General features: G+C 49.6%; 14 protein-coding genes, 5 pseudogenes and 1 riboswitch. Of the genes and pseudogenes, 12 read left to right on the forward strand and 7 right to left on the reverse strand.

Annotation, left to right across the window (positions count from 1 at the left end):
- Window positions 1-1,413: 1,413 nt before the first annotated feature.
- A riboswitch (Fluoride riboswitch) is annotated at window positions 1,414-1,489 on the forward strand.
- A gap of 40 nt (window positions 1,490-1,529) precedes the next feature.
- From OK023_RS14610 to OK023_RS14625, 4 genes are all read left to right on the forward strand, one after another.
- The gene (locus OK023_RS14610) at window positions 1,530-2,501 is read left to right on the forward strand and encodes a manganese-dependent inorganic pyrophosphatase (protein ID WP_317693419.1); all 972 of its coding nucleotides are present in this window, start codon (window positions 1,530-1,532) and stop codon (window positions 2,499-2,501) included.
- A gap of 77 nt (window positions 2,502-2,578) precedes the next feature.
- Window positions 2,579-3,007, forward strand: coding sequence for a universal stress protein (locus OK023_RS14615; RefSeq protein ID WP_317693420.1), 429 nt, complete (start codon window positions 2,579-2,581; stop codon window positions 3,005-3,007).
- A 14-nt stretch (window positions 3,008-3,021) separates the two neighbouring features.
- Window positions 3,022-4,308: a phosphopyruvate hydratase gene (gene eno / locus OK023_RS14620; RefSeq protein WP_317693421.1), complete on the forward strand. Its 1,287-nt coding sequence runs from the start codon at window positions 3,022-3,024 to the stop codon at window positions 4,306-4,308.
- A 392-nt stretch (window positions 4,309-4,700) separates the two neighbouring features.
- On the forward strand, window positions 4,701-5,390 hold the full coding sequence (locus tag OK023_RS14625; RefSeq protein ID WP_317693422.1) for a VIT family protein: 690 nt from the start codon (window positions 4,701-4,703) through the stop codon (window positions 5,388-5,390).
- 208 nt (window positions 5,391-5,598) lie between these two features.
- Here the strand turns inward: OK023_RS14625 and OK023_RS14630 are convergent, their stop codons facing one another.
- From OK023_RS14630 to exbB, 3 genes are all read right to left on the reverse strand, one after another.
- Window positions 5,599-6,399: a hypothetical protein gene (locus OK023_RS14630; protein ID WP_317693423.1), complete on the reverse strand. Its 801-nt coding sequence runs from the start codon at window positions 6,397-6,399 to the stop codon at window positions 5,599-5,601.
- Window positions 6,400-6,833: 434 nt separating this feature from the next.
- Window positions 6,834-7,256: a TonB system transport protein ExbD gene (exbD, locus tag OK023_RS14635; protein WP_317693424.1), complete on the reverse strand. Its 423-nt coding sequence runs from the start codon at window positions 7,254-7,256 to the stop codon at window positions 6,834-6,836.
- Between the two features lie 3 nt (window positions 7,257-7,259).
- Window positions 7,260-8,252 (reverse strand): tol-pal system-associated acyl-CoA thioesterase, encoded by a 993-nt coding sequence (gene exbB / locus OK023_RS14640; protein ID WP_317693425.1) that lies wholly within the window; start codon window positions 8,250-8,252, stop codon window positions 7,260-7,262.
- Between the two features lie 425 nt (window positions 8,253-8,677).
- Here exbB and metC point away from each other — a divergent pair.
- Together metC and OK023_RS14650 are read left to right on the forward strand one after the other, a co-directional pair.
- Window positions 8,678-9,867, forward strand: a pseudogene (gene metC / locus OK023_RS14645) (cystathionine beta-lyase).
- 222 nt (window positions 9,868-10,089) lie between these two features.
- Window positions 10,090-10,755, forward strand: coding sequence for a DedA family protein (locus OK023_RS14650; protein ID WP_317693426.1), 666 nt, complete (start codon window positions 10,090-10,092; stop codon window positions 10,753-10,755).
- A gap of 6 nt (window positions 10,756-10,761) precedes the next feature.
- Here the strand turns inward: OK023_RS14650 and OK023_RS14655 are convergent, their stop codons facing one another.
- The gene (locus OK023_RS14655) at window positions 10,762-11,649 is read right to left on the reverse strand and encodes an AraC family transcriptional regulator (RefSeq protein ID WP_317697737.1); all 888 of its coding nucleotides are present in this window, start codon (window positions 11,647-11,649) and stop codon (window positions 10,762-10,764) included.
- Between the two features lie 224 nt (window positions 11,650-11,873).
- On the opposite strand from OK023_RS14655, the gene yqhD reads away from it, so the two are divergent.
- Together yqhD and OK023_RS14665 are read left to right on the forward strand one after the other, a co-directional pair.
- The gene (gene yqhD, locus OK023_RS14660; RefSeq protein ID WP_317693427.1) at window positions 11,874-13,037 is read left to right on the forward strand and encodes an alcohol dehydrogenase; all 1,164 of its coding nucleotides are present in this window, start codon (window positions 11,874-11,876) and stop codon (window positions 13,035-13,037) included.
- 177 nt (window positions 13,038-13,214) lie between these two features.
- Window positions 13,215-13,406 (forward strand): annotated as a pseudogene (locus tag OK023_RS14665) (IS1 family transposase); the annotation flags it as partial.
- Here the strand turns inward: OK023_RS14665 and OK023_RS19225 are convergent.
- Window positions 13,346-13,522 (reverse strand): hypothetical protein, encoded by a 177-nt coding sequence (locus tag OK023_RS19225; protein WP_411569429.1) that lies wholly within the window; start codon window positions 13,520-13,522, stop codon window positions 13,346-13,348. The pseudogene OK023_RS14665 and the gene OK023_RS19225 sit on opposite strands and share 61 nt — an antisense overlap.
- Between OK023_RS19225 and OK023_RS14670 the strand changes: the two genes are divergently transcribed.
- Window positions 13,511-14,356, forward strand: a complete 846-nt coding sequence (locus OK023_RS14670) for a transposase (protein ID WP_411569364.1) — start codon at window positions 13,511-13,513, stop codon at window positions 14,354-14,356. The genes OK023_RS19225 and OK023_RS14670 overlap by 12 nt on opposite strands.
- A 72-nt stretch (window positions 14,357-14,428) precedes the next feature.
- Window positions 14,429-14,506: pseudogene (locus OK023_RS14675) on the forward strand (IS1 family transposase); the annotation flags it as partial.
- A 273-nt stretch (window positions 14,507-14,779) separates the two neighbouring features.
- On the opposite strand, the gene OK023_RS14680 reads toward OK023_RS14675, so the two are convergent.
- Window positions 14,780-19,096, reverse strand: a complete 4,317-nt coding sequence (locus tag OK023_RS14680) for an autotransporter domain-containing protein (protein WP_317693428.1) — start codon at window positions 19,094-19,096, stop codon at window positions 14,780-14,782.
- 113 nt (window positions 19,097-19,209) lie between these two features.
- Here OK023_RS14680 and OK023_RS14685 point away from each other — a divergent pair.
- Window positions 19,210-19,575, forward strand: a pseudogene (locus tag OK023_RS14685) (DDE-type integrase/transposase/recombinase); the annotation flags it as partial.
- Between the two features lie 575 nt (window positions 19,576-20,150).
- On the opposite strand, the pseudogene OK023_RS14690 reads toward OK023_RS14685, so the two are convergent.
- Window positions 20,151-20,410, reverse strand: a pseudogene (locus tag OK023_RS14690) (IS110 family transposase); the annotation flags it as partial.
- 879 nt (window positions 20,411-21,289) lie between these two features.
- Between OK023_RS14690 and OK023_RS14695 the strand changes: the two are divergent.
- Window positions 21,290-26,377: an Ig-like domain-containing protein gene (locus OK023_RS14695; protein ID WP_317693429.1), complete on the forward strand. Its 5,088-nt coding sequence runs from the start codon at window positions 21,290-21,292 to the stop codon at window positions 26,375-26,377.

The raw sequence follows: 26,377 nt of genomic DNA on the forward strand, positions 1-26,377 counted from the left end.
ATTCGCTATTGGCTACTTACATTCAATAATTAGTAAATATTCTTAATGCATCATAGCGTACACCTACCCTAAATGCCTTGGTAACATACTTAATAACAAAAAGTTACACTATTCAATACCGATAGAGTATCTAATACTTCCCGGAGTTTTTAGTGAGTTACCATACTCATCATACTTCAAGTTGCTGTATGCTGACCATCACCAACACCACTGTGACAATAGTGGATTACGCTAATGGGGATTATGAATCCTCGTTCATGGTGACTTCCCCTGCGGCAAATGCATACATGGGTCAAACTTGTTCCTGACAAATTTTCCACAGGCGTAGTGCCTACCTGCAAACGGGTTGTGTCCCTCAATTGCACGCGAGCGCCGCTGGCGGTAATTTGCTCACAGAGCAAGGCGCGAGTTTGGTGGGCAAAATAAGCGGCGAACAACGCAGCAATGCACGCCAATGACCCATGCCCGGAGGGGGCACCCCAGAAGCCCGTTTTCTGTGTTGTCGGGCTTAAAAGAGGGCCACTCTGCCCTTCACCCTCCGCCTTGATAAGGGGTTTTGGGTCTGCGACGGCACCACCGACAATTGAGAGACACAGCCTAAATAGGTGTTGTTAATAACGCTATGCATCACGCTTCTGGCAGGTGGGAATGATGAGGAACGCCGACGCACCGTGCCCCTCCTTGGGGGAGCTTATCGCGCCCCCAAGCGCTCAACGGTCGGCTAACATTCATCTCTCCCACCTGTAGGACTATCAAGCGCAGCTATTTAGAATTATTTAGTGTATATAGCCACTTATCTGATATATTTTGGTAAAGATTAATGAAAAAAAAAACGATCCGGAATCTTCACGAAAAAATCATAATTTCTTTCTTTTATATACTTATTGTCAACACTGTTTTAGATTTTATCTTTTTCCTATCCAATTACTTTTCAATAAGGCCACACATTAGTTATTATGTTACTTTTTCAGCTTTTCTAGTCGATTTACTAATTGTATTACTTGGCGTAGTAAAAAGCATAAAAAGCGTTATTTTATTAGCGCCAATCAGTGAAATAATATACTCATTTTACTTGACAAATTTTACAGGGTATTACTCAAACACCATTGATTTTATCTTGCAAACAATGGTTTATATTATTTACGCCTATGGCCTATCATCTATAAAATATATCAATGACAATAAATTCTTTACATTCCATTTCAGCACTACAGGTTTAATCAGTACCATCGCACTCTCTATCTTACTGTCTACTGCCACTTTAATTAAAATATTTTGATCAGCCAATATAATGACTGAACTCTCCCACTATCACTATTCACAGACATGGGTAATGCGTGAGTAGATATTCAGCCAAAGATATTCACTTGCATCCAGATATACGATTGCACTTAGAATAGGTTTCATATAAACTGGGTCGTAGGTGATGGTGTTCCACCTTTCCCAACCGCCGAGTTCATTCGAACCGGATGATGACACCTGATATGCAATTTTGCTTTTTCTATTAGGCAGGTATGTCAGGTATTCCCATGAAAAAAAATGATATTATTACCTCTTCATTAACACATTCAGAGCAAGATCGGTTCATTCACGTTTTCGGGCACCGCAATCCTGACAGCGACAGTATTTGCAGTGCGCTGGTCACCGCAGACTGGCTAAACCATCGAGGTATTCCCGCCAAACCCTTTCGTTTGGGGGATTTAACGCCAGAAACCCGCTATATACTCAACACAGCAGGCGTTAATGCACCAGACTTACTACGCGAAGATCTGACTGGCAAAAAAGTGTGGCTGGTCGATTTTACTGAGGTTGAACAAGGACCTGATTCCCTAGTTACCAGCGATATCGTAGGTATTATTGATCACCATCGCCTCGGTACGCTAATCACCAAAAATCCTCCTGATGTCTGGGTTCGCGCTGTCGGCTGCAGTGCAACAGTGCTCTTGCATATTCTTACCATCGAAAACCCAATGCCACTCACTGCAGCGCAAGCTACGTTGCTGTTAGGCGCAATCCTGAGTGATACCGTAGCACTCTGTGCTCCAACCACAACAATACAGGATCGAGTAGCAGTCGATACATTACGTAAAATTATCGATATTGATTACAACGACTTCGTCGATGGACTTATCACCGCAAAAACAGACGTCACAGAGCAGTCTGCCGAGCAATTGCTCAATCGCGATGCTAAAAACTACCAACTCCATGATTTTTCGATTTTGTTATCACAAATAGAAGTGCGTGACATGGCAGATATATCTCCGCTCCTGGCTTCTCTGCAACAAGAACTGGAACGAACCAAGCAGGCAACAGGCAAGGATGCGATCGTTTTGATGGTCACTGACATTGCTCAACAAAATTCCATCCTATACTTCTCGGACAACAAAATTTTTGGCCCACGCACAGTGTCACTGCCAGGTATGACAAGCAGAAAAAAACAAATACTCCCATGGTTGACAGATAACTTATGCCTAAGGGATTCAATGGTACAAGAAAGATAACGATGTTCCCTGCCTTCGCAAGCGAAGCGATCGCACCGGCAGGATAGCGGGTTCTACCTACTACGAAGAGGTGACGTATGCATATATACAGGCACGCATTGTTACTGGTTCAAAATGAAACAGATGGTCAATTGATGTTACATCATGCCGAACGACTGTCTAAAGAAATGGGAACACATATCACGATTGGTCATATCAGTTCTGACTATCGAGAACTGGATTACACCAGTGACTCACTGACCAAAGATCGCCAATCACACGAAGTGATCGAGGCAGATGCAATGCTTAGCCGCCTAGTACATCCCACCAACATAAGCCTTGAGGTGAAGTCTATCGTCAGTATTAATCGTTTTAAAGACGTTGAGGCATTGGTCGAAAGTGAAGGTATAGACTTGGTGATGCTTGGGCATAAAAACCGCCTGTTCGGGGTTTTTGCCTCTTATTCCTTTGAGTACATCAACCACTTATCGGTTGATGTACTGGTCAAACATATTCCAACTCCCTAGATAAGGTGAATACCATGAGCTATGAAATTGAACGTGTATATGCAAGAGAAATACTCGACTCCCGAGGCAACCCAACGGTTGAAGTCGAAGTGACTTCAATAGGCGGTGTTGTTGCTCGTGCTTCTGTTCCGTCTGGTGCAAGTACCGGTTCACGCGAAGCGATGGAGCGCCGCGATGGCGATAAGCATCGTTTTGGCGGCAAGGGGGTTCTGGAAGCAATTAACAGTATCAATACGGAAATTAACGATGCACTGATCGGCTTTGATGTACGTCGGCAGCGCGATATTGATAATTGTCTTATTGCATTGGACGGTACCGAGAATAAGGCGCGTCTGGGGGCAAATGCGATATTGGGTGTCTCCTTGGCGGTTGCTCGCCTGGCTGCACAATTATCGCATATGCCTCTTTACCGCTATCTGGGGGGGATTGGTGCTAATCTATTGCCTGTTCCCTGTATGAATATCATTAACGGTGGCGTTCATGCCCGTTGGCAAGGTGCTGATTTCCAGGAATACATGATTGCGCCATGGGGTGCACCTTCCATGCGTGACGCTGTGCGCTGGGGCAGTGAAGTTTACCAGACACTGCGTCAGGTGTTGCTGGAAAAAGGATTATCTACCGGTGTTGGTGATGAGGGGGGGTTTGCCCCGGCCGTTGCTTCAAACCGCCAACCGTTGGAGCTGATAGTGCAGGCTATTGAAAGAGCCGGGTACAAAGCCGGTGAGGATATTGTCATTTGTATGGACCCCGCCTCCAGCGAGTTTTACTCTAATGGGAAATACAGTCTGCGCAGCGAAAATGCCGAATTCAATGCACAAGAAATGACTGATTACTACGCTCAACTGGTGAAGGATTTCCCGATTGTGCTGATCGAGGATGGCTTGGCCGAAGACGATTGGGCTGGCTGGCGTATTCTGAGTGATGTTCTGGGAGACAAAGTTGAACTGGTTGGTGACGATCTTTTTGTTACCAATGTGAAATACATTCAACGAGGCATCGACGAGAAGCTGGCAAATGCAGCGCTGATCAAGCTAAACCAGATTGGTAGTTTGAGTGAAACCATTGATGCAGTCCAACTTTGTCACGATAACGATTGGGGTGCCTTTATTTCACACCGCAGCGGCGAAACCATTGACAGCTTTATTGCCGATATGACCGTTGCGCTCAGAGCGGGCCACCTGAAAACTGGCGCACCAAGCAGAGGGGAGCGCATAGAGAAATATAACCAACTGATGCGCATTGAAGATGAATTGGGCAATGCGGCCATTTTCGCAGGTAAGTCAGCCTTCAAAAAACGCTAATTCTATCAAACGCCTCCTGAGCCGCAGGCTTATGGAGGCACCATAAATGCCATGCTGTGCCTCTTAGTTATCCTTGGTGCCGTCGCTACCACTAAGAGGCACAGCCTAAAGCTTGATCTCTATAACATTGTGTGTTCCTTATTCCTGACAACCTACTGATTTTCTTGATTGCCAATCTATTCTTTAAACACACCACACCGAATAAAAAATCAACTGTTGTCGCCCTGATCAACGATGCCGTTGTCAATCCGCTGGAAAGTGCGTTGCTCAGCAAAAAATGGGCACTTGTTGCATACGCAAAATGATACTGTGCGTCATAGACCTAAACGCTCTCAAAATGCAGCTCATCAGCTATAGTGATTGCGTTATCGACGAATCAAGGGAGAAGCAGTATGCACAGAGAACGACACCGCATAGAAAAAATCGGCTGGCTAAGGGCTGCTGTTCTTGGCGCAAACGATGGGATAGTTTCTACGGCCAGTCTGTTGCTGGGTGTCGCATCAGCGAATGCGACCCATCAGAACCTGCTATTAGCAGGCATAGCCGGTTTAGTGGCTGGTGCAATGTCGATGGCTACCGGGGAATACGTGTCAGTATCTTCCCAATCAGACACAGAAAAAGCCGCTCTAGCCGAGGAACAGGCAGAGTTGGATGACGACTATCAAGGGGAGCACCGCGAGTTAACGTCCATTTATGTCCACCGTGGTCTTGATGTGGCTCTGGCAAAACAGGTCGCAGAAAAGCTGATGACACATGATGCTCTGGGGGCGCACGCACGTGATGAACTGGGAATATCAGAAATCACCACAGCGCGCCCATTACAGGCGGCGTGGACTTCAGCGATGAGCTTTGCTGCAGGAGCAATATTACCCTTAATCGTGGCTTTTATTACCAGAGCAGATTGGGCCATCCCGGCTATTGCCCTCTCAGCGTTGGTTTCTCTTGCTATTTTGGGGGGTATTGCGGCAAAAGCGGGCGGTGCACCAATACGCCCAGGGGTTATCCGCATCACCTTTTGGAGTGCGTTGGCGATGGGCGTGTCATCCGGCGTTGGTGCTCTATTTGGCTCAGTTAGCGGCTGAGTCGTCGGGCAAACGCAAACAGACTGACGCACGTGGGTTATGGAACGCACCGCCAGGCTTTAAGCTCAATGATGCGGAACACCGATACTCGTTGGGCCCTACGCCGGAACGCGTACACGCATCCATACGCTCAACCGCCAGCTGATCTGCATCCCCCCAATTTGCGGTACGATTACGCGCAACTGTTTGGAAGTCAAGAAACGCCTATTTAGCCATTTGGGTACTTCTTGGTAATTTTTAATTGTGCATTCATTTGCATACGATTGACCAAATCCACCGGAACGTAGAGGTCACGGCTACGCGTCCAAGCCTGACCAGACTCAAGATCATAGTCAGCAGGCAATACAATATCCTGCGCTTTAAAAGCGTTCACCCCACATAGTTTCGCGGTCATTACGCAACGACGAATATGGTCATGGTGCCCGATCACCGCACAAATCCCCAAATTGTCAGCGCCTCCTGCGGTACTGACTGCCTGCTGAACCACGCCGAGCGTACTCAGATACTCAATTTTACCTTCAGCAGTAAAAACCGGCTCGATAGAAACAATATCCGTTAATTGATATTTACTTTCCAAAAAACGGGCAATTTCCCATTGAGCGTAAATCGGTACGGGTTGTTGGCTATATAACTCATAGACAGAGTCTGCCAGTTTCTCGTTTGTTGGCCCGGGTTCAGCCAATGGCTCGGCCTCCCCAGGCTTGGGGATAACTGTTGTAGGCCGGTTACCAAATGCCAATGCCAATATGGTGTTAACCGAACTGATAGAACAACTTTCAGGCTGTGAAATAAAACACGAATCATAGATCATACCAGCCAGTTCATTAGCCAGCGACTCATCTTCCAACTCAGCCATAAGATATCGTTGCATTGATGACAATAGTTGTTGTTTTTCATCGGAAAAACCACCGGCATTTGTTTGGTCACAAGCCGTCAGGGTCGAACCTACCACCGGGTAAACCAACGCCCCGGCACCATATGAACAAAAACGTCTTCGTGTAAGTGACATGAGATCTCCTTGATAATCATCCGCTCAAAACAGCAGCGCCTCTTTACTCAAGTTCATTCAAGAGTTGTAGGCGGCCGGCTCGCTGCAGCTTGAAGGGCGACGGGTATATATCCAAGTTACTTCAGAGACTATGTTACCTGCATAATGTGACAGTGATATAGACTCTGTCGTATTAAGGCGAAATGCTAAGTGGAAGTAGTTATCTATCAAGCGGCAAGAAGATCATTCTTCTTCTTTTGAATGCTGAAGTATGCCTTTTACCCCCGAGGCTCTGACAAACACTAACCAAGCGCAGTCGAAAGGATTTGAGGCCTTGGCAGTATTGCTTAATTCATGGTGGTATGGCAGCCCCAAAAGTGCGTCATCAAACCTGAGGGGGAAGTCCGACAACGCAAAATATGGGCTTTGGGCGTGTGCTCCGCAACGCTGAAGCGTTACCTCGCGGTACCTTCCATACCCACCAACCCGACTTTCAAATAACCAGACCCACGCAGCGTATCCATGACGCTCATCAGCGTTTCATAATCAACGGTTTTATCCGCCTGAAAGAAGATAGTGGTTTCTTTATTTGAATGCGTATGCTGGTCCAGCACCCTAGTCAGTTGCTCAACCGATACTGGCTCATCGCCAACATACAGTTGCTTGTCTGCCTTGACCGATAAAAATATTGGTTTTTCCGGACGCGGCTGCGGCTTGGCGGAGGAAGCGGGAAGATCGACACGAATATCCACCGTTGCCAAGGGTGCAGCCACCATAAAGATGATCAATAACACCAACATGACATCGATAAACGGTGTGACGTTAATTTCATGCAGCTCACCGCTATCATCCAGATTTTCATTAAAGCGCATCGCCATCACTCACCCCACACGCAATTGATGAGCGTGTTTGGCTCGTTTGGCTGCAGCCGCAGCGGCCAGATCCAAATCCCGTCCCAGCATGAGCAAAACCTGAGCAGCCACGTCACCCACTTGGGCACGGTGGCCACCAATAACACGAGCAAAAATGTTATAGATCACCACGGCTGGGATCGCCGCAACCAGGCCGATAGCGGTAGCAAGCAATGCTTCCGCTATACCCGGTGCAACCACTGCCAGATTCGTGGTTTGCGAGTGAGCAATACCAATAAAACTGTTCATAATGCCCCAGACGGTACCGAACAAACCGACAAAGGGAGAAATAGCACCGATAGTCGCTAAAAAGCCATTGCCACGCCCCAACTGACGGCCATAGGCAGCCACACGACGCTCAAGGCGGAAACCGGCGCGCTCCTTAATTCCGTTGTTATCGTCAGAGGCTGCCGACAGTTCCAGCTCGTTTTGTGCATCTTGCAGCAATACCGTGCTGATACTTTCTTCCGAGAAACTTTGTGCCAATTCGCAGGCATCATCCAAAGAATTCACATCAGCCAGAGCTTGCTGTTCAAGACGCAGACGGCGCTTGGAGCGGATCAATTCACTTCCTTTGGAAAACAAAATGGTCCAGGTAACGACAGAAGCCAGAACCAATCCGATCATGACCGTTTTCACTACAACATCAGCATTCTGATACATTCCCCAAACCGAAAGATCCATGCCAAAGGCATCAGATGGTTGGATAGCCGGAACTGGGTTAACAGGGGGAGTCGCTTCAGGAGTGATGGCTTCGGTAGGAGGAGAAACCGGTGCGGCTGATGCCGTTGTGGTCGCAATACTCTGCACTGCTGTAGGCTCTGTGGTAGGGGCAGACTGCGCACTACCCACTAATCCCATCATCAAAACCAGCGTGGCAATCACACTGCCTCTCAGCGCTGCCCAATACTCACGGCGTCCACCACAAGTTTCTTGATTTATTGTCTTATCAGCCACTTTCACGCTGCGCCTCCACCCATATCAATATTTAAGGAAGAATTCAGCGTGAGATGATACCAAACCAATCAGGGATTGATAGTGGTTATCATTATTATTTACGCAATAACGCATCAGCGGATAAAAATGATATCTCGGTGGTGTACCTTGACTATCGGTAGTGCCGTTTCACCTTTAAAACAGAAGTAAAAACGTCTAGATGGCTGTTTAATATCATGCTAACGTAAAATCCATCGCAAACGGGGCTTACTCTGTGTTCAACATTACTGCATCATACCTATCGGCCTGAAGCGTAAAATATCGAGGTATTAGACTGTGCTCTTAGCTTCGCGACTCATGCTTTGCCTTGTGGACAAAGACAATAAACGGCGCTCTCGTGCAGTTAAGAGCACAGCCTAGCCGCACCTATTTAGAGTAAAGGTAATGACATAATGACATCAAAGAATCTCGAAACCGCGCTAATCGGTGCCGGACGAAGCAACCGCTACACTCAAGGCGCCGTCAATCCAGTCACCCAACGCGCCTCTTCGCTAGTATTTGAATCGGTTGCTGCCAAAAAGCACGCTACCGCCCAACGAGCTCATGGAGAACTATTTTACGGACGCCGCGGCACCCTCACCCATTTCGCCCTTCAGGATGCCATGACAGAATTGGAAAACGGTGCAGGCTGTGTGCTCTACCCATGCGGAGCGGCCGCCGTTTCAAATGCCATTCTGTCATTTGTCAGTGCTGGCGATCACGTTCTGGTAACAGGTTCGGCCTATGAACCCACCCAGGATTTCTGTACCCGTATCCTTTCCCGGATGAACGTGACCACCCGTTATTTTGCTCCACTGATTGGGGCCGGGATCGCCTCGTTGATCCAGCCCAATACTCGCGTCGTCTTCCTGGAATCGCCCGGATCAATCACCATGGAAGTGCAAGATATCCCGGCAATGGTCAAGGCCATTCGCGCCGTTAATCCAGAAATTATCATCATGATCGATAATACCTGGGCGGCTGGTGTGCTGTTTAAAGCGCTGGATTTTGATATCGACATTTCCATTCAGGCAGGCACCAAATATATCATCGGACATTCTGACTATATGCTGGGAACAGCGGTCGCTAACGCTCGCTGCTGGGAACAACTGCGTGAAAATTCTTACCTGATGGGGCAAATGGTTGATGCCGACACCGCCTATATGGCCAGCCGAGGTCTGCGTACGCTGAGCGTAAGGCTTAAACAGCATGAACAAAGCAGCGTTGCCGTGGCACAATGGTTACAACAACGGCAAGAGGTTGCAGTCGTCAATCACCCAGCACTGCCGGAGTGCAAGGGCCACGAATTTTACCGTCGTGATTTTAGCGGTTGTAACGGGCTATTTTCCTTTGTACTGAAACAGCGCCTGAGCAATACGCAGTTGGCTAATTATCTTGATAATTTTAACCACTTTGGCATGGCCTATTCTTGGGGGGTTATGAATCGCTGATCTTGGCTAACCAACCGGAAGAACTGTGGGCAATCCGTCCTGCCGGTGGTGTAGATTTTTCTGGGACACTGGTACGTCTACATATCGGGCTGGAAAACGTGCAGGACCTTATTGACGATCTGGCTGCCGGTTTTGCACGCATTGCCCACTAAATTTTCTGGGCGGCGGCCCTGCCGCCCTCTTTTTTCTTGTTTTTCCTTCGTTTGACACATTTCTACGTTCTGTTTAATGTCCGCTGAGACTAATAGCGTTACACTGGCAACCTCACTTGCATATGTCAAAGTGGTTGAAAGGCTCAACCTAAATTCGCTATTAAGCATGTTCAAAAACACGTTAGCCGACAGAAAGTCAGCCCAAGCACCACAGGACAAAAAATGGATGTATTGAAAGAAATTATTCACGCACTGTGGACGCAAGATTTTGCTGCCCTTGCCGACCCAAGTGTAATTTGGGTGGTTTATACCGTACTTTTCGCCACGCTGTTCTTGGAAAACGGGTTACTGCCAGCCGCCTTTTTACCTGGCGACAGTTTGCTATTGTTGACCGGCGCGCTGGTTGCAAAAGGCGTGATGAGCTTCATCCCCGTCCTGATTATCCTGACCATTGCGGCCAGCCTTGGCTGCTGGTTCAGCTATCTGCAAGGACGATGGCTCGGCCATACATCGTTAGTCAAAGGCTGGCTGCTACAGTTACCACTTCAATATCATCAGCGCGCAGACATGCTGTTTGACCGCCACGGACTGGTTTCATTACTGATTGGTCGTTTCCTGGCATTTGTACGCACCCTATTACCGACGATCGCAGGCCTATCAGGCCTGAATAACACACGCTTTCAGATCTTTAACTGGCTAAGCGGCTTACTTTGGGTGGGTTCAGTGGTTACTCTCGGCTACGCTTTCAGCCAGATCCCATTAGTCAAACGCCATGAAGATCAGGTGATGACAGGGTTAATGATCCTGCCTATGGCACTGCTGGTATTCGGCCTGTTGGGTGCCGTTCTAGTAATTTGGCGCCAAAAGCGCGCATCCAGAGTTGGGTAATACGCATTAGCCCTGCATCATTGTCACATTGTTTTCCCGCAGCCGGGCAATCTCATCGCTCGGCGTTATGCCAAAAAAACGTTTAAACTCACGGCTAAATTGCGAAGCACTCTCGTACCCTACCTTTATCGCCGCCGTGCTGGCTTTTAGCCCATCATGTACCATCAGCAAACGCGCCTTATGCAAACGGTAGGATTTGACGTACTGCAACGGTGAGGTATTGGTTATCGCTTTAAAGTTATGATGAAATGCAGAAACGCTCATGTTCACCTCACATGCCAACTGTTCAACGTTCAGGCTCTGAGCATATTGACTCTCAATACGCCGCAGCGTCTTGGCGATTTGGCTAAAATGGGTGTTGCGGTTGACCAATTCCTGCAACGAAGCGCCGCAATTCCCACGCAGTACATAATAGAGCAACTCACGCACAATCTGAGGGCCTAGCACGCGAGCATCAAGCGGTTTCGCCATGACGTCCAATAAACGCTCGGTGGCACATAGCATTTCATTACTCAATGGGGAAAGGTTAACACCGCTGCTTTCTATTCGTGGTTGCATCAAGTCGTTATCATCGCCAATATCGATCAACAAATCCTGCAACATCTGGGTATCGATATTCACCGCCAAGCCTACCAACGGTTGTTCCGGGCTGGCAAAGGTTTCACATTCAAACGGCAAGGGTAGCGTCATCAACAAGTAATTACGGGGATCGTACTGGAACACCTTACTACCACAGTACCCGACTTTATGGCCTTGAAAGATAATCACAATCCCTGGCTCATACATTACCGGCTGACGCGGACAATGTTCATCAACATACAGGATCTTCACTTTGGGGATTGGCGAAGGGTTGTAGCCCCGGCCTGTGGAAAAGCGCATTGCCTGATGCGCCATTCGTCGATGTAACTCACTTATCTGTGCCACAGGGCTTCCTCTTGTATACGGCGTCATTTGGCAAGCATAGTAGAAAAAATCTCACGGTTTCTACAGTGGATTATAGGAATAGGCAAGACACTTACAGGAATGTGCATTGTGTGTTCTGGCTAAGTTACTGACAATGTATACCTGTTACCTTGCGCCAGTTGGCGCCTTACTGATGCCATATAGAGAAAATGCAGATGCAAAATTTCACTCTTCATACCCCAACAAAAATCCTGTTCGGTAAAGATCAGATTGCAGAACTGGGTAAACAGATCCCGGAGAATGCTCGCATTCTGATCACCTACGGTGGCGGTAGCGTTAAGAAAAATGGTGTACTGGATCAGGTCTATTCCGCACTAGCTGGCCATAACACGCTAGAATTCAGCGGCATTGAACCCAACCCTACCTACGAAACGCTAATGAAAGCCGTTGAGCTGGTACGGGCAGAGAAGATCGACTTCCTATTGGCCGTAGGGGGGGGTTCTGTCGTTGATGGCACTAAATTTATTGCTGCAGCGGCCCACTACACGGCGGACAGCGATCCCTGGCATATTCTGAAGACCGTAGGCAGTAACGTCACTGAAGCCGTTCCGATGGGATGCGTGCTCACCTTGCCAGCAACCGGTTCTGAATCCAATATTGCCGCCGTGATTACTCGCAAGAGTAGCGGTGACAAACAACACTTTTTCTCTCCACACGTACAGCCATTGTTTGCCGTTCTAGACCCGGTAATCACCTATTCACTGCCGCCACGCCAAATTGCCAACGGCGTCGTCGATGCGTTTGTCCATACCCTAGAGCAATATCTGACTTATCCGGTTAATGCCAAAGTACAAGACCGCTTTGCGGAAGGCCTATTACTCACTCTGTTGGAAGAAGGCCCACGAGCGCTGGCAGAACCGGAAAACTATGCGGTACGTGCCAATGTAATGTGGAGCGCAACCATGGCGCTTAATGGGTTGATTGGGGCCGGTGTCCCTCAGGATTGGGCGACACATATGCTTGGCCATGAATTGACCGCCATGCACGGATTGGATCATGCCCAAACGCTGGCAATCGTACTACCTGCCCTGCTGAATGAGAAAAAAGCGCAAAAACGCGAAAAACTGCTGCAATATGCTGAACGCGTTTGGAGCCTGCGTGAGGGTTCTGAAGAGAAGCGCATTGATGGAGCCATTGCCGCCACTCGCGCTTTCTTTGAGGAAATGGGGGTTCCTACCCGTTTATCCGATTATCAACTCGATGGTAGTTCCATACCTGCGCTGATCGATAAATTGCACCAGCATAATATGACCGCACTCGGTGAGCATCAGGACATCACTCTAGAAGTCAGCCAGCGTATTTATCAGGCTGCTCGCTAAGCAGTACCTTTCCCAATGCGATTAATCGCATTGGGATGCATTTCATCAATACCTATTCCTTTAAGTTCATACCGTGCATCAATATGTTCGACCGCCAGTTAACCTGCATCCTCTGCAACAATACGGTCGTGACGCAGACTTGTTGATCGCGTATGCTCCGCACTTTGGATAAAATTCATGGCAAAAGTTGATGTCGTCTGCCCTCAATGCAATGAAACCCAGGGTGTACGATGTAACGGACATTCAGCATCCGGTGCCCAGCGTTACATCTGCAAGCGCTGCTCAAAGAGCTTTCAGCTCAACTTTAGCTACTCCGGCGTCAAACCAGACACACACCAAACCCTTGTTAATATGGCGATGAACAGTAGCCCGCCTTTGCCAACAACTGGTCCCTGCTCAATAAACTCTTCGCCTGTGCCGCCAATACCCTGCTGAAATGGGCCAAAAAGCTCGATATCGAAATAGGCCTGTTTGTGGCCCTGCATACCTATGGCCGCCAGCTCAATCAGTATCCGCACATTCATCTGTCCGTCACTCGCGGAGGTTTGTGCCTCAAACACGGCGTCTGGCGGCCGATTTACTTCAAAAAGAAAATCGTTGAGGGCTATTGGCGTCAGGCCGTCATCGCCCTGTTGCGTGAAAGCTACGCCTCACTCGATTTACCTGCTGCCGGCTATCAACTTATCCGGGACTACCGGGAATGGTGCCAGTTTCTTGAGGCGCAGTTTCAGCGTCGCTGGAAAATCCACTTTGCCAAAAAGACGAAACCTGCCCGGCAAAACGTCAATTACCTCGGCCGCTATCTGAAACGGTCGCAGATCGCAGCCTCAAAACTGCGTCATTACAACGGCGGAGCCGTTGTACATCATGACTATGACCACCGGACTCAGCAACACCGCACGCAACGACTCAGCCAAGAAGAGATGCTGTGGCGCTATATGAGCCATATCCCGTCACGCCATTTTAAGATGGTCAGGTATTACGGTTTTCTAGCCAACCGCAAACGGGGTGAGTTATTGCCTAAGGTCTACACCGCCCATGAAGGCAAAACCACAGAAACCGGGCTTTGCGTCGCTGATGAAGAAATTTACCAATGTAGATCCCTACCAGTGCGTGTTATGTGGAAGCAGGATGGTTTTCAACAGTGCAGAAGCCGGCATCCGGGCAGAAGAGTTATTAACCCGGCGTCGGCAGGAATTCAAAACAGAGCGATGGTTACGGCAAGCGGCGTAGGGAAGATCTGCCTGAAATTTGGATCTAGCATCAAAATGGGGGGTTATTTTAATCAATCGTCAACCTCGCGCTGCCTGAACGGATGAAATTCATGGCCCTATCACCCTCTTTTGCCTCTGACCTAAGGGAAAAAAAGGGATCCAATTTCCTAACCATGAACAATTTGCTTTTCGAAGTCAGAGGAAATGCACGATAAGATCATCGGTTGGTATTTTACTATTCATCACTATCAATAAATCTGCGTCACGACCGATCATTACCACCTTAAATTTCATAAAATCCCAGTTATAATATGCCGTCTTTCATACAAAAATCCCCCGATGAAGATCGAGGGATTTTTTTGGATTCTGTCGAATTGAATTGCTACAGATGATACATAATGGGCTGTTTCAGCATCCTGCTGACAACAAATTGTCACCAGCAGAACAATTTTATCATTGGCTGCCTAAATAACCGGCAGCGCAACTTTAGCTAATTTCTCTACGCTAATGCAACAGAGCTAATGAGGGTTAGAAGGACCAGTTAAATGTTCCCATTACCCCATTTTCACGGCCTTTGTCACCGATAAGCCCTTGATAGGATAATCCCAGTTTCATATCAGAATTGATATTCACTTGGGCGCCCGTTCCGACTACCAGCGCATTCCTCATTTGTTGCGTACCCACAGCATCAAAATCAATACTGCTATTAAAATGCTGTGTGGACTTAGGTGTCGTCTTGCCATAAGCATGCTGCCAACCTAATTGTGCTGACAATACAACTGGCTTATCAACATTCGGCAAGCGGTACTCAAAGCGGCTTCCCAAGGTGCTGAACGTACTGTTACTGCTTTGGCTATCTGCACTCAGTGCCGCCTCTGCGCCAGTTTCGTTAAAGCTGCCAGACTTCAGATATACATAAGCCAGGTTAGCATACGGCTCAACATGCAAACCGTTCCATTGCTGAGGTAACGCAAGCTCACCGAAACCTTGTACTGCATTGGCATTGAAATCACTGGTCAAATGGTCACTGAATCCAGGGAAATCTACAGAGCGTTCAACCGAGTTATTATAACGGCTATACGCCAACCCCGTACGCAACTGTGCCATGCCCAGACTACGGCCAGCGTAAGCACCTACATGGTAATTGTTACCTTTGCTGCTTGATGCCCGGCTCTCTACGTCGTTTGAGGTATGGGTATAACCAGCAAGCCCACCGACACGCCACTCACCGACTTGCACATCGCTACCCATGACAAAACCAGCGATGTTTTTAGTCATCCTGGCACCCGTATCACTGCTCCCATTAAGGTTACCCCATGAACCCCAAGAGTTAACCCAGAAAACTTGATCGGGCGTGGTAGGTTTGATGGCCTGACCTTTTTCATTATACGCGGCTGAATTACCACCAACACCGTTGGAAGCGCTGCGTAGACGATCGTTGGCAGCATCACGAATGAAGTGAGTATCTTCAATCATCGCAGACTTCAAAGAGGCGTAAATTTCACCCGAGACCTGATTGAGTGCGTTATTGATGGCATTCACATCAAGCAAGGCTACAATCGCGGAATTAAGTCGATTTAACCCTCCCAGACTGTCTATAGCTGCCCCAACCTGACGTTGGTTAGGCGTTACGCCTATACTACTGATCGATCTATCATTACGCGCAACAGACAGATAGACGTTGTTAGCATCATATTCCGGAGTTAACGATAACAACGGGTTAGAAATGGAATAATCCCAAAACTCACCAGTGACACCACCATTAGCGGTCAGTACCAGATAACGCATAGGCTCTACGCTGTAATTACCTGGCAAGGCAGTGACTGCAAGCCCCCCGCCGGTCAGATTGGCATTACCGGCAACAGACAACAGATCGGCAGCACCACTCTCGTTAATGCTCGGTGCGTAAATCCCGCCATTGGCAAAGCTGGCATTACCCAGCACGGTGAATGTATTCAGAGGGCTTATTGCAGCGGCACTCAAACTCATCGGTTGAATAGCCCTACTCATCACAAGGCTAGCCGAATTCATCACAAGACGAGAACCCGTGCTGAGAGTCAGGTCACCTGCTACTGTGTTGCCATAGGTATACAGGGTACTGTTATTGGCTCCACTCAGAGATCCCCCCAAAGAGGTGTTGAGGTTCAGATCACCCTGATTAATAGCCAAATCCCCGGTATAGTTACTGGCATCGCCCTGAAGGTTCAGCGTACCTGCTCCTGTTTTCTCCAGGTTTCCTTCACCTTCCAGTGTGCCTGCCAACGTCAGACTCTCACCGGCAACATCAAGCGCACCACCATTGGTGGCCACGTTTAGGGTACGTGACGTGGTAAAACTCTGGTCAACCTGGAGTGTACCGCCATTAAACGTCAAAGCACCACTGCTGGCCCCCAAATTGGCATCCTGCGAGATTTCCAGTATCCCGTCGTTTAGCGTTGTTCCCCCCGTGTAGGTATTAACAGCAGAGAGTTGTAATAGCCCTGCACCATTTTTGGTCAGGCTGTTACCATCCCATCCTGTTTCAATGAACGGACCGGTTTGGTCAGCGAGGACCACGTCTACGTTAAACCCAGTCCCTGAAGCCAAGGTAAAGGAGCCTGTGGATTCTTCAAGACTGCCAGAGGTCCAGGCCAGACGCGTACCTAATAATAAATCCAGGTCACCATTAGCCAGGCTCTTATCCACCAACAGATAGTCTGGATGTTGAACTGTTGATGGGGTAAAACCGGTGATGCCATCGGTGGTCTGCATAACCGTATAACTTTGCCCTTCAATCTGACTGGCACGCGCAGGAAGATTGCCGACGAACGGATCGGTGAACCCATCAAAATTGATGATGGCACCGTCCAACTGTGCGCTGCGAGCCGTGATATCTGTTGAAGCACCAATGGTGACGCTCAGTATTGAACCCGCTTCCTGTATCAGGTCGCCACCGATAGCCAAACGCCCTTGCGTACTGCCAATTGAAGTGGTTGCCCCTGTTGCGGTGGTATAATTACCGTCAATCTGAACCGTATCGGTATTTTCCCAGTTCAATACACCCGCACTGGCCAGCACATTCCCCGAAAGGGTATTGCCACTGCCTGACATTGTCAGGGTACCCGTACCGGTTTTCGTCAGATTGGCGCTGGTCAACGTTCCACTGTAGGTGCTATCGCTGCTGTTATTGGCCGCTAAGGTAGCCGTTCCCTGCACGTTCCCTGCACCAGAAAGATTATTAATCTGCTGGTCGTTGGCCCCCAAGGCTAACTGCGCACCACTATCGATGGTAACGGCAGCGCTGCTGGCAATAGCGTCAGCGGCACCCAAAGTGAGCGTACCCGCCTGAACTTCGGTATTACCCGTGTAGGTAGCTGCATTACTCAACTCAAGATTGCCCGCGCCCAATTTCGTCAGCCCGGCAAGACCACTCACCAGACCACTCAAGGTCACAGTACCGATGTTAACATTGATTGGTGCTGCCTGATTTAAAGTGACATTGCCGTTAAACGTACCAGCATTGCTGAAAGATAACTCCCCCCCAGACAATGATACACTGCCCCCATTTAAGGCGTTGGTAAGTGCCAGTTCCAAGATACCGGCTTGAACATTCCAGTTCAGTGCTTGAGCAGCAATATTATTGAGTATCCAAGTACTGTTCCCCGTTTTGCCAAACTGGGTAAATCCACGGTACTGAGCAGCAGTACCGATTTGGGTGAGGTCAAAACTACTATCGGCATCGCCCCCCAGAATCAAGGTATCGGTTCCCGTACCGACTACCGTACCGTTAAAGCTAAAACCAGATCGCAGCTCCAGACTATTAGTGCCACCATCAAAGGTAATAGCATTGGCTCGGGTAGTTGTATCGCCTGCCAGACCACCGTTAATTACGCCAGACGTGATCACATTAAGGTTGCTGCCAATAATGCCCGCTCCACCCAGGTCCGCAATCCCTCTAGCTCTTGCACCAGCAGTACTTGAACCGCCATTACCGCCCTGAACAGTGCCGGTATTGGTAAAAGAGAAAGAACTACCATTAACGCCAGCACCGCCAGCACCACCCGCGCTGTTAAAACTAGTAGTTAAAGCGTTACCACCGATACCACCGTTACCACCGGTGATAACCTGGCTATTAATCACATTAACGCCAGTGCTTACCAAGCCACCACCACCGCCACCACCATAGCCAGCACCTCCCGATCCAGCGCTCCCATTCCCACCATTCCCACCATTCCCTCCGGTAATGCTGGCATTCGTGATGGTCGTACCACTGCCCGTTAGATAAACCCCAGCACCACCACCACCACCAGAACCTCCATCAGCTCCTGAACCGGTAGTGCTCGTTTGTCCACCATTCCCCCCATTCCCTCCTCTGGCAGCATCCGTCACGACAGATAAGTCGGTGCCATAAAAGCCAGCACCGCCGCCACCGCCACCGGCAGAACCAAATCCTGACGAGCAGCCTGAAAGACATAGAGCATCCCCCCCATTGCCCCCGTTACCGCCCACATAATTGGTCAGTGAACTGCCCACCAAGCCACCGTTACCGCCTGTTGAAGCAGGATCAGTCAATTCTGCTCGTGCTCCATTTGCGCCATTTCCACCGTTTCCAGTCGCACCGCCATTTGAGCCATTACCAGCACGACCCGGCGTAAAAGCAACGCCTCCCAGACCATTGGCGCCGCCGCCGCCGCCTGGTCCACTATAAGCACCATTTAAACCATAAAAATCAGCACTATTACCGCCTTGGCCGTTAGCCATGGCGTTCGCCGAAAAAAGCACCAGTAAAATAGTTGCTAGAGGAGTTAATTTAGGTGTGTGAAGAATAATATCTTCCTTTTGATCAAAACATTCTGTAATTTCCATTTTTTCATCCATTGATATTTATAAATTTCGCTTTAAAACGCAGTATTGGAGAAATTGATGAGTTCAAGACTCGAACCCCGATTGTCAGACCTATATTTAAACCCGCTGACCACCAAAGGAAAGCTTCCGCCACGCAGTGTTTATTTCGTAAGGTCATCCGTTATCACGGTGAACCCGAAATAATCACTATAGGTAAAAATAGTACTAATAAAGCCGCTCTGGCAATTTTCTACACCGAAAAAACTGAAAAAGAAATCATTATCGTCAGGCAGAACACATAGCTAAACAACCTTATTGAGCAGGAACACCGAAATATCAAACGTCAGATACACCTGATGCTGGGCTTTAAATCATTTCGCTGAGTGCAGACGATATTGTCAGGCATTGAGTTAGTGCACATGATGCGTAAAAGGATACTTCAAGATCCCGATGGCGAGGTTTTATCCCCAGCGACACAATTTTATCTGTTGGGTCCCTAAAAAGTGTCAGCGCAATTTTCTCTCATTTCCTTGCGCTAATGCAGCATACATGGATGCCCCCGTTTGCCAAACAATCGTTTTGTTATAACCAGAACAAGGTTGAGATTGCAGCCATACATCCGGACTTTGTTTGAGGCCGCCGCCTTTGAATCGCCCATTCAAAATACTTATAAATCAATTTTTTAAATAAAAATCACTATAATTAACCTCAAACGTTCTGTCATATGCAAACAAAACCCACCCTATTCGAAAATTTTTATTCGCTATTGCCACCATCGCAACATGGGTGTTCCGTCTGGGTAACAGATTATTCAACCAGTTTGGCGCTTTCGCATTAGCCTAAATAGGTGTTCTTAATACCGCTACACATCATGCTGCCGGCAGGTGGGAATGATGAGGAACGCCGATGCGCCGAGAACCCTTCCCTGGGAGCTCGTATCGCACATCCCTGCGCTCAATGGTCGGCTAACCTGCATCACCGCTATTATGCGCAGCTATTTAGAAAGGTCAGAAAAAGTGGTGCGGCTGGTTATCTAGGCAGTTAACAAATAAAATTATTCCGCAGGTGACAATCTCATCATGTCATTTTTGTTGCACATAACGAAAGCTTTAACAAACCGCGCCTGGAGCAGGCAAACCTGTTGCCCTTGTCTGGCCCAATACCGAGAGCCGCTGCGCGAATGGAACTGAGCCCTCAATGACTGAAGAACGCTAGAAAATCCTGGCTACTGAGCTGTTTCCCCACCACCTCACCGCAGTTTTCATCAATGAAGTGAACCTGTATCAGACATTTTACGATATCAACGCCAACCAAGGCATCTCGAACCCAAGTCATGGGTAGGTAACACCATAAAAATGCTGAATTTTATCCGACGACAGCTTAATACAACAGAGCCTTTAATATATGTTACAACCATCTGAAATAATATTTATCGATTGGTTTTTTATTATTTTTTTTATATATAAACACTATAAGCTTAATATAAAATATTAAAAAAAACCATATAAATGGATATTTATCTATAAAATTATTTTTAACGATACTTTTAACCACCAAAAACACAAAATCAGAATTAAAAGTTACATAAATACAATAAAAAACCAATAAATAAATAGCAAAATACTGATTTTTATATTGTTTTTTAAAACCTTAACCGAAATATTGAAAGTTGACACCATGCATAAAAGTTTTTACTATTCACATCGATTTACATACACGGTGAAATAACAGTTCGGCAACTTATTGCTTCAGCTATTCACCTGTGTATCTCCAATACAGCGTTGAATATAAATACTGTCCACTTGCGTGTTTTTTTAATTGGAAATTTAAATGTTAGATTGATTGAATATGGTGTAAAGCCATTGTGCTTAGAATGGCTCATTTCAGTAGAAAAATAAAAACTCTTTCTGATATCCAGAATGCGTTCAGGATTGTCAAGATAAGTTGCGCCTTCAACCAATATGATGAGAAGTAATATATAAACTTTATTAAATTTCTTTCTTACGCTTGATCATAAGTTAACGTAGCAGATATCTGTTCTTCAATTATTAACCTGATTAAGGAGTGAAATTCAACACGCAGATTTAAGGTTATTTATACCCAACATCATCATCCTTGTGTATCTCGATAAAGACAGGTCGCGCGAATGTACAGAGAGCCCTTCCTGCAAATATCGAGCACATCTTTTTAATTTATCTCGTAAAGGTAGTTGCAGTGAATAAATACGACCTCTCTTCTCGCCGTAAGCAAGAAGCACCCAAAAAATCTCGGTTATCCACGTTATTAGCCTGGGCTAATATTGTCACCCAAGTCGCCTTCCCCATGAGCCTTGTCTATACGCCCGCCGTTATGGCGGCGAAGAAGGCCCATAGCGAAGATGAACAGGCAACGGCCAACGCCGCCACCCGTTTAGCCGGTGTGTTAGCCAGCGGTGACCCAACCAAACAGGCTGAATCTATCGCCCGTGGAGCCGCGACCAGCTCGGCAAACACCGCCGTAGAAAACTGGCTCAATCAGGTTGGCTCCGCCAAAGTACAACTCAATGTGGATGACAAGTTGACGCTTGAAGGCAGCCAGGTCGACGTCCTCTTGCCGCTGCAGGATACCCCAAGCTTGCTCACCTTCAGCCAGTTAGGCACGCGCTACATTAACGACCGCCTCACCCTTAACGCGGGCATCGGCCAGCGTCACTTCCTCGACCAGCAGATGTTTGGCTATAACCTGTTCCTTGACCGAGACGTTCAAGGGCGCCATTCGCGCATTGGTCTTGGCGGCGAATATGCCCGTGATTACCTGCGTATCGGCGCCAACGGTTATTTTGGCGCCACCGGCTGGAAGAACTCACGCGACCTGGACGGATTTGATGAAAAAACCGCCAACGGCTTTGATATCCGCACCGAAGCCTATCTGCCTTCACTGCCACAGCTGGGCGGCAAGCTGGTTTACGAGCACTATTTCGGTGATGAGGTCGGCCTGTTTGGCAAAGATAACCGCCAATCCGACCCGTCGGCCTTTACCGTCGGCGTGAATTACTCCCCTATTCCACTGCTGACCCTCGGTGCTGACCATAAGCACGGCAACAGTGGCATGGAGGAAACTCGCTTCAACCTCTCCTTCAACTACGCCCTTGGCACCCCTTTGTCGCAGCAGCTTGACCCAGCCAACGTCGGGGCAAAACGTACCCTGGCGGGCAGCCGCTACGAGCTGGTTGACCGTAATAATGAAATTGTTCTGCAATACCGCGAACAACAGTTACTGAACGTGGTCATGGCCCCGCTGATGCAGGGGGACGCCGGCCAGACGATCGCGTTGCCGATCACCGTCACCAGCAAGCATGGCGTGGCGTCGTTTGAATGGCAGGCCGACGGGTTTACCGCAGCCGGCGGGAAAATCATGCCTAAAGGGCAAGGGTGGCAAGCGGTGCTGCCCGCGTACAGCCTGCAGGGCAATAACAGCTACCCGATCAGTGTCACCGTGGTGGACAAAGCGGGTAACCGTTCTGCCCCTGCACAGGGGGAAATCGCCGTGACCGGATTTGGTATTGCGGCAACCTCCGAACTGACGATTAAAAATGCCCGTTTACCGGCCGATGGTCGTTCTACCACGCAGGTAGAATTATCCCTGAAAGACGGCAGCGGCAGCCCCATCAGCGGGATCGCCGGGCAAATCAGCCTGAACAGCGAGTTAGAGTCGCCATCAACGGCCAAAAAAATCCAGGCAGCCTCGATGTCGGCCGAACCGACGGCGCATACCATCGGTGAGATAACCGAATCCCCAGAGCGTCCCGGTGTCTATCTGGCCACCTTTACGGCAGGCAGTCGTGCGGGGGTGGTGAAGATCGGTGCCAACATCACCGGGGCAACCCTCGCTGTGAAGCCAGCTACCGTCACCCTGGCGGCAGACAATACGACGGCGACTCTCGATAAAAACAGCCTGTCTGGCAAAGACGGCAGCACCCTGGCCAACGGCAAGGATGTGAACACCGTACAACTGCCGGTCAAAGACGCCAACGGCAATCCGATCCCCGGCTATGACGTCACCTTTACCGTCACCAACCCGGATGGCACGACTCGCCAGCAGACGGTGACCACCGATGAGAACGGCATCGCCTCTCTGCCGGTGACCAGCAACCTGGCAGGCAGCGTGAAGGTCGAAGCAGAAATCGGCGGCGTGACCAGCAGCACCGAGCTGAGCTTTGTGGCCGACAGCAGCACCGCCACCATTGACCAGAACGGCATGGGGGCAAAAGCAGGCAATACCGTCGCCAACGGCACCGACGTCAACACCGTGCAACTGCCGGTGAAAGACGCCAACGGCAACCCAATCCCCGGCTTTGACGTCACCTTTACCGTGACTAATCCGGACGGTACCACCCGTCAGCAGACGGTGACCACCGATGCCAACGGCATCGCCTCTCTGTCGGTCACCAGCGACCAGGCGGGCAGCGTCAAGGTAGAAGCACAAGTCGGCGGCACCACCGCCAGCACCGAACTGAGCTTTATCGCCGACAGCAGCACCGCCACCATTGACCCGAACGGCATGACCGCCGACGCAGGCGACACCGTGGCTAACGGCACCGACGTCAACACCGTACAACTGCCAGTGAAAGATGCCAACGGCAACCTGATCCCCGGCTTTGACGTGACCTTTACCGTCACCAACCCGGATGGCACCACCCGTCAGCAGACGGTGACCACCGATGCCAACGGCATCGCCTCTCTGCCGGTCACCAGCACACAAGCAGGCAGCGTGAAGGTCGACGCCAACGTGGGCGGCGTGACCAGCAGCACTGAACTGAGCTTTTTGGCCGACAGCAGCACCAGCGCCATCGACCCGAACGGCATGACCGCAGCAGCGGGTGACACCACCGCCAACGGCACCGACAGCAACACCGTACAATTGCCAGTGAAAGACGCCAACGGTAACACGATCCCCGGCTTTGAGGTGACCTTTACCGTCACCAACCCGGACGGCACTACCCGTCAGCAGACGGTCACTACCGATGCCAACGGCATCGCCTCTCTGCCGGTCACCAGCACACAAGCGGGCAGCGTGAAGGTAGAAGCTAACGTGGGCGGCGTCAGCAGCAGCACCGAACTGAGCTTTGTGGCCGACAGTAGCACCGCCACCATTGACCAGAACGGCATGACCGCTGGCGCAGGCGACACCGTGGCCAACGGTACCGACGTCAACACCGTCCAGTTACCAGTGAAGGATGCCAACGGCAACCCGATCCCTGGCTTCGAGGTGACCTTTACCGTCACTAACCCGGACGGTACGACTCGTCAGCAGACCGTGACCACCGATGCCAACGGCATCGCCTCTCTGCCGGTCACCAGCGACCAGGCGGGCAGCGTGAAGGTCGACGCCAACGTGGGCGGCGTGACCAGCAGCACCGAACTGAGCTTTGTGGCCGACAGTAGCACCGCCACCATTGACCAGAACGGCATGACCGCTGGCGCAGGCAACACCGTGGCCAACGGCACCGACAGCAACACCGTCCAGTTGCCAGTAAAAGACGCCAACGGTAACCCGATCCCCGACTTTGAGGTGACCTTTACCGTCACTAACCCGGACGGTACCCCCCGTCAGCAGACGGTGACCACCGATGCCAACGGCATCGCCTCTCTGCCGGTCACCAGCACACAAGCGGGCAGCGTGAAGGTAGAAGCACAAGTCGGCGGCGTGACCAGCAGCACCGAACTGAGCTTTGTGGCCGACAGTAGCACCGTCACCATTGACCAGAACGGCATGACCGCTGGCGCAGGCGACACCGTGGCCAACGGCACCGACAGCAACACCGTCCAGTTGCCAGTGAAAGACGCCAACGGTAACCCGATCCCCGACTTTGACGTGACCTTTACCGTCACTAACCCGGACGGTACGACTCGTCAGCAGACGGTCACTACCGATACCAACGGTATCGCCTCTCTGCCAGTCACCAGCAACCAGGCAGGCAGCGTGAAGGTCGACGCCAACGTGGGCGGCGTCAGCAGCAGCACCGAACTGAGCTTTGTGGCCGACAGCAGCACCGCGACGATTGCCGATAGCGCCCTCACTGCCGGTAACACTGGCAGCACCGTGGCCGATGGTGAGACCAGCAATACCGTCTCGCTGCCGGTGGTAGATGCCAACGGAAACCCGGTAACGGACTATGAAGTCACCTTCACCGTGACCGGTGCCGACGGCAGCAAAAAAGACGTGACGGTGAAAACCAATGTCAACGGCATTGCGACCCTACCGGTCACCAGTGAAAAAGCAGGGACTGTGACGGTTACCACCAACGTGGGTGGCAAAGATGCCAGCATCAGCCTCGACTTTATTGCGGATAGCAGCACCCCGACGATCACCGACAACGCGATGAAAGCCAGTAACACCGGCTACACGTTGGCTGATGGTATCACCAGTAATAGCGCTATATTGCTGGTTACTGATGCCAAAGGTAATCCGCTGACGGGCTATGACGTTACCTTTATCGTCACTAGCGTAGGGGGCACTCAGAGCAACACTGAACTGAAAACCGACACCAGCGGTCTGGCTACCTTACCAATCACCAGCAGCAGTGCAGGTACGGTGAGCGTTTCGGCTACTGTGGCGGGCAAAACAGCCAGCGTCAATCTGGGCTTCGTGACCTTTGAACTCTCTCCTGCCAATCAGAAAATCGCAGAGAAAAGTTCTTATCAACTGGCGCTGTATCGCACGGACGACAAAGGTAACAAAGCCCTTGTTGCTACTGACACAACCTGGTCATCCGATAATGCTGGCATTGCTACCGTCAACTCAGCAGGCATGGTTTCAGCCATTACACCCGGTACCGCACATGTTAAGGCAACCGGAACCTACGAAGGTGTGAAGTTTGATGTCAGCACCAACTTAGAAGTTGCACCTTTGGTTTACTCCAAGGCGTTTGGCAGCGCTAGAACTGGCGATCAGCAAGGAAGCATCATCATCCAGGCACCTGATTATCTGATCCCCTTATCATGCGGTTGGCTGGTCGATGGTATGGGCGGAGTCGGTGGAACGGGTACCGAAACACTCAATATTGCTAATGCCAACAAGGTAAGCAAAATTAAAATCACCAACGGGAATAGTGTTAATTATGGTGGGAACGTTATAGGCCGATTGGAGTTTGTGTATCAAGACGGCACCAGCAAGACATGTGGTAGTTACCAAGGAGAACTCACCTCAACAACAGTAGAGGAGTTTGTATTAGAAGCCGGTTATACATTACAAGGTTATGAGGTGTATGGTTCTAGAATCATCCATCAGGTTAAATTTATAACGGCTTATACTGCGGGTTAA

The sequence above is a fragment of the Serratia sp. UGAL515B_01 genome (genome assembly GCF_033095805.1).
Classification (GTDB): domain Bacteria; phylum Pseudomonadota; class Gammaproteobacteria; order Enterobacterales; family Enterobacteriaceae; genus Chania.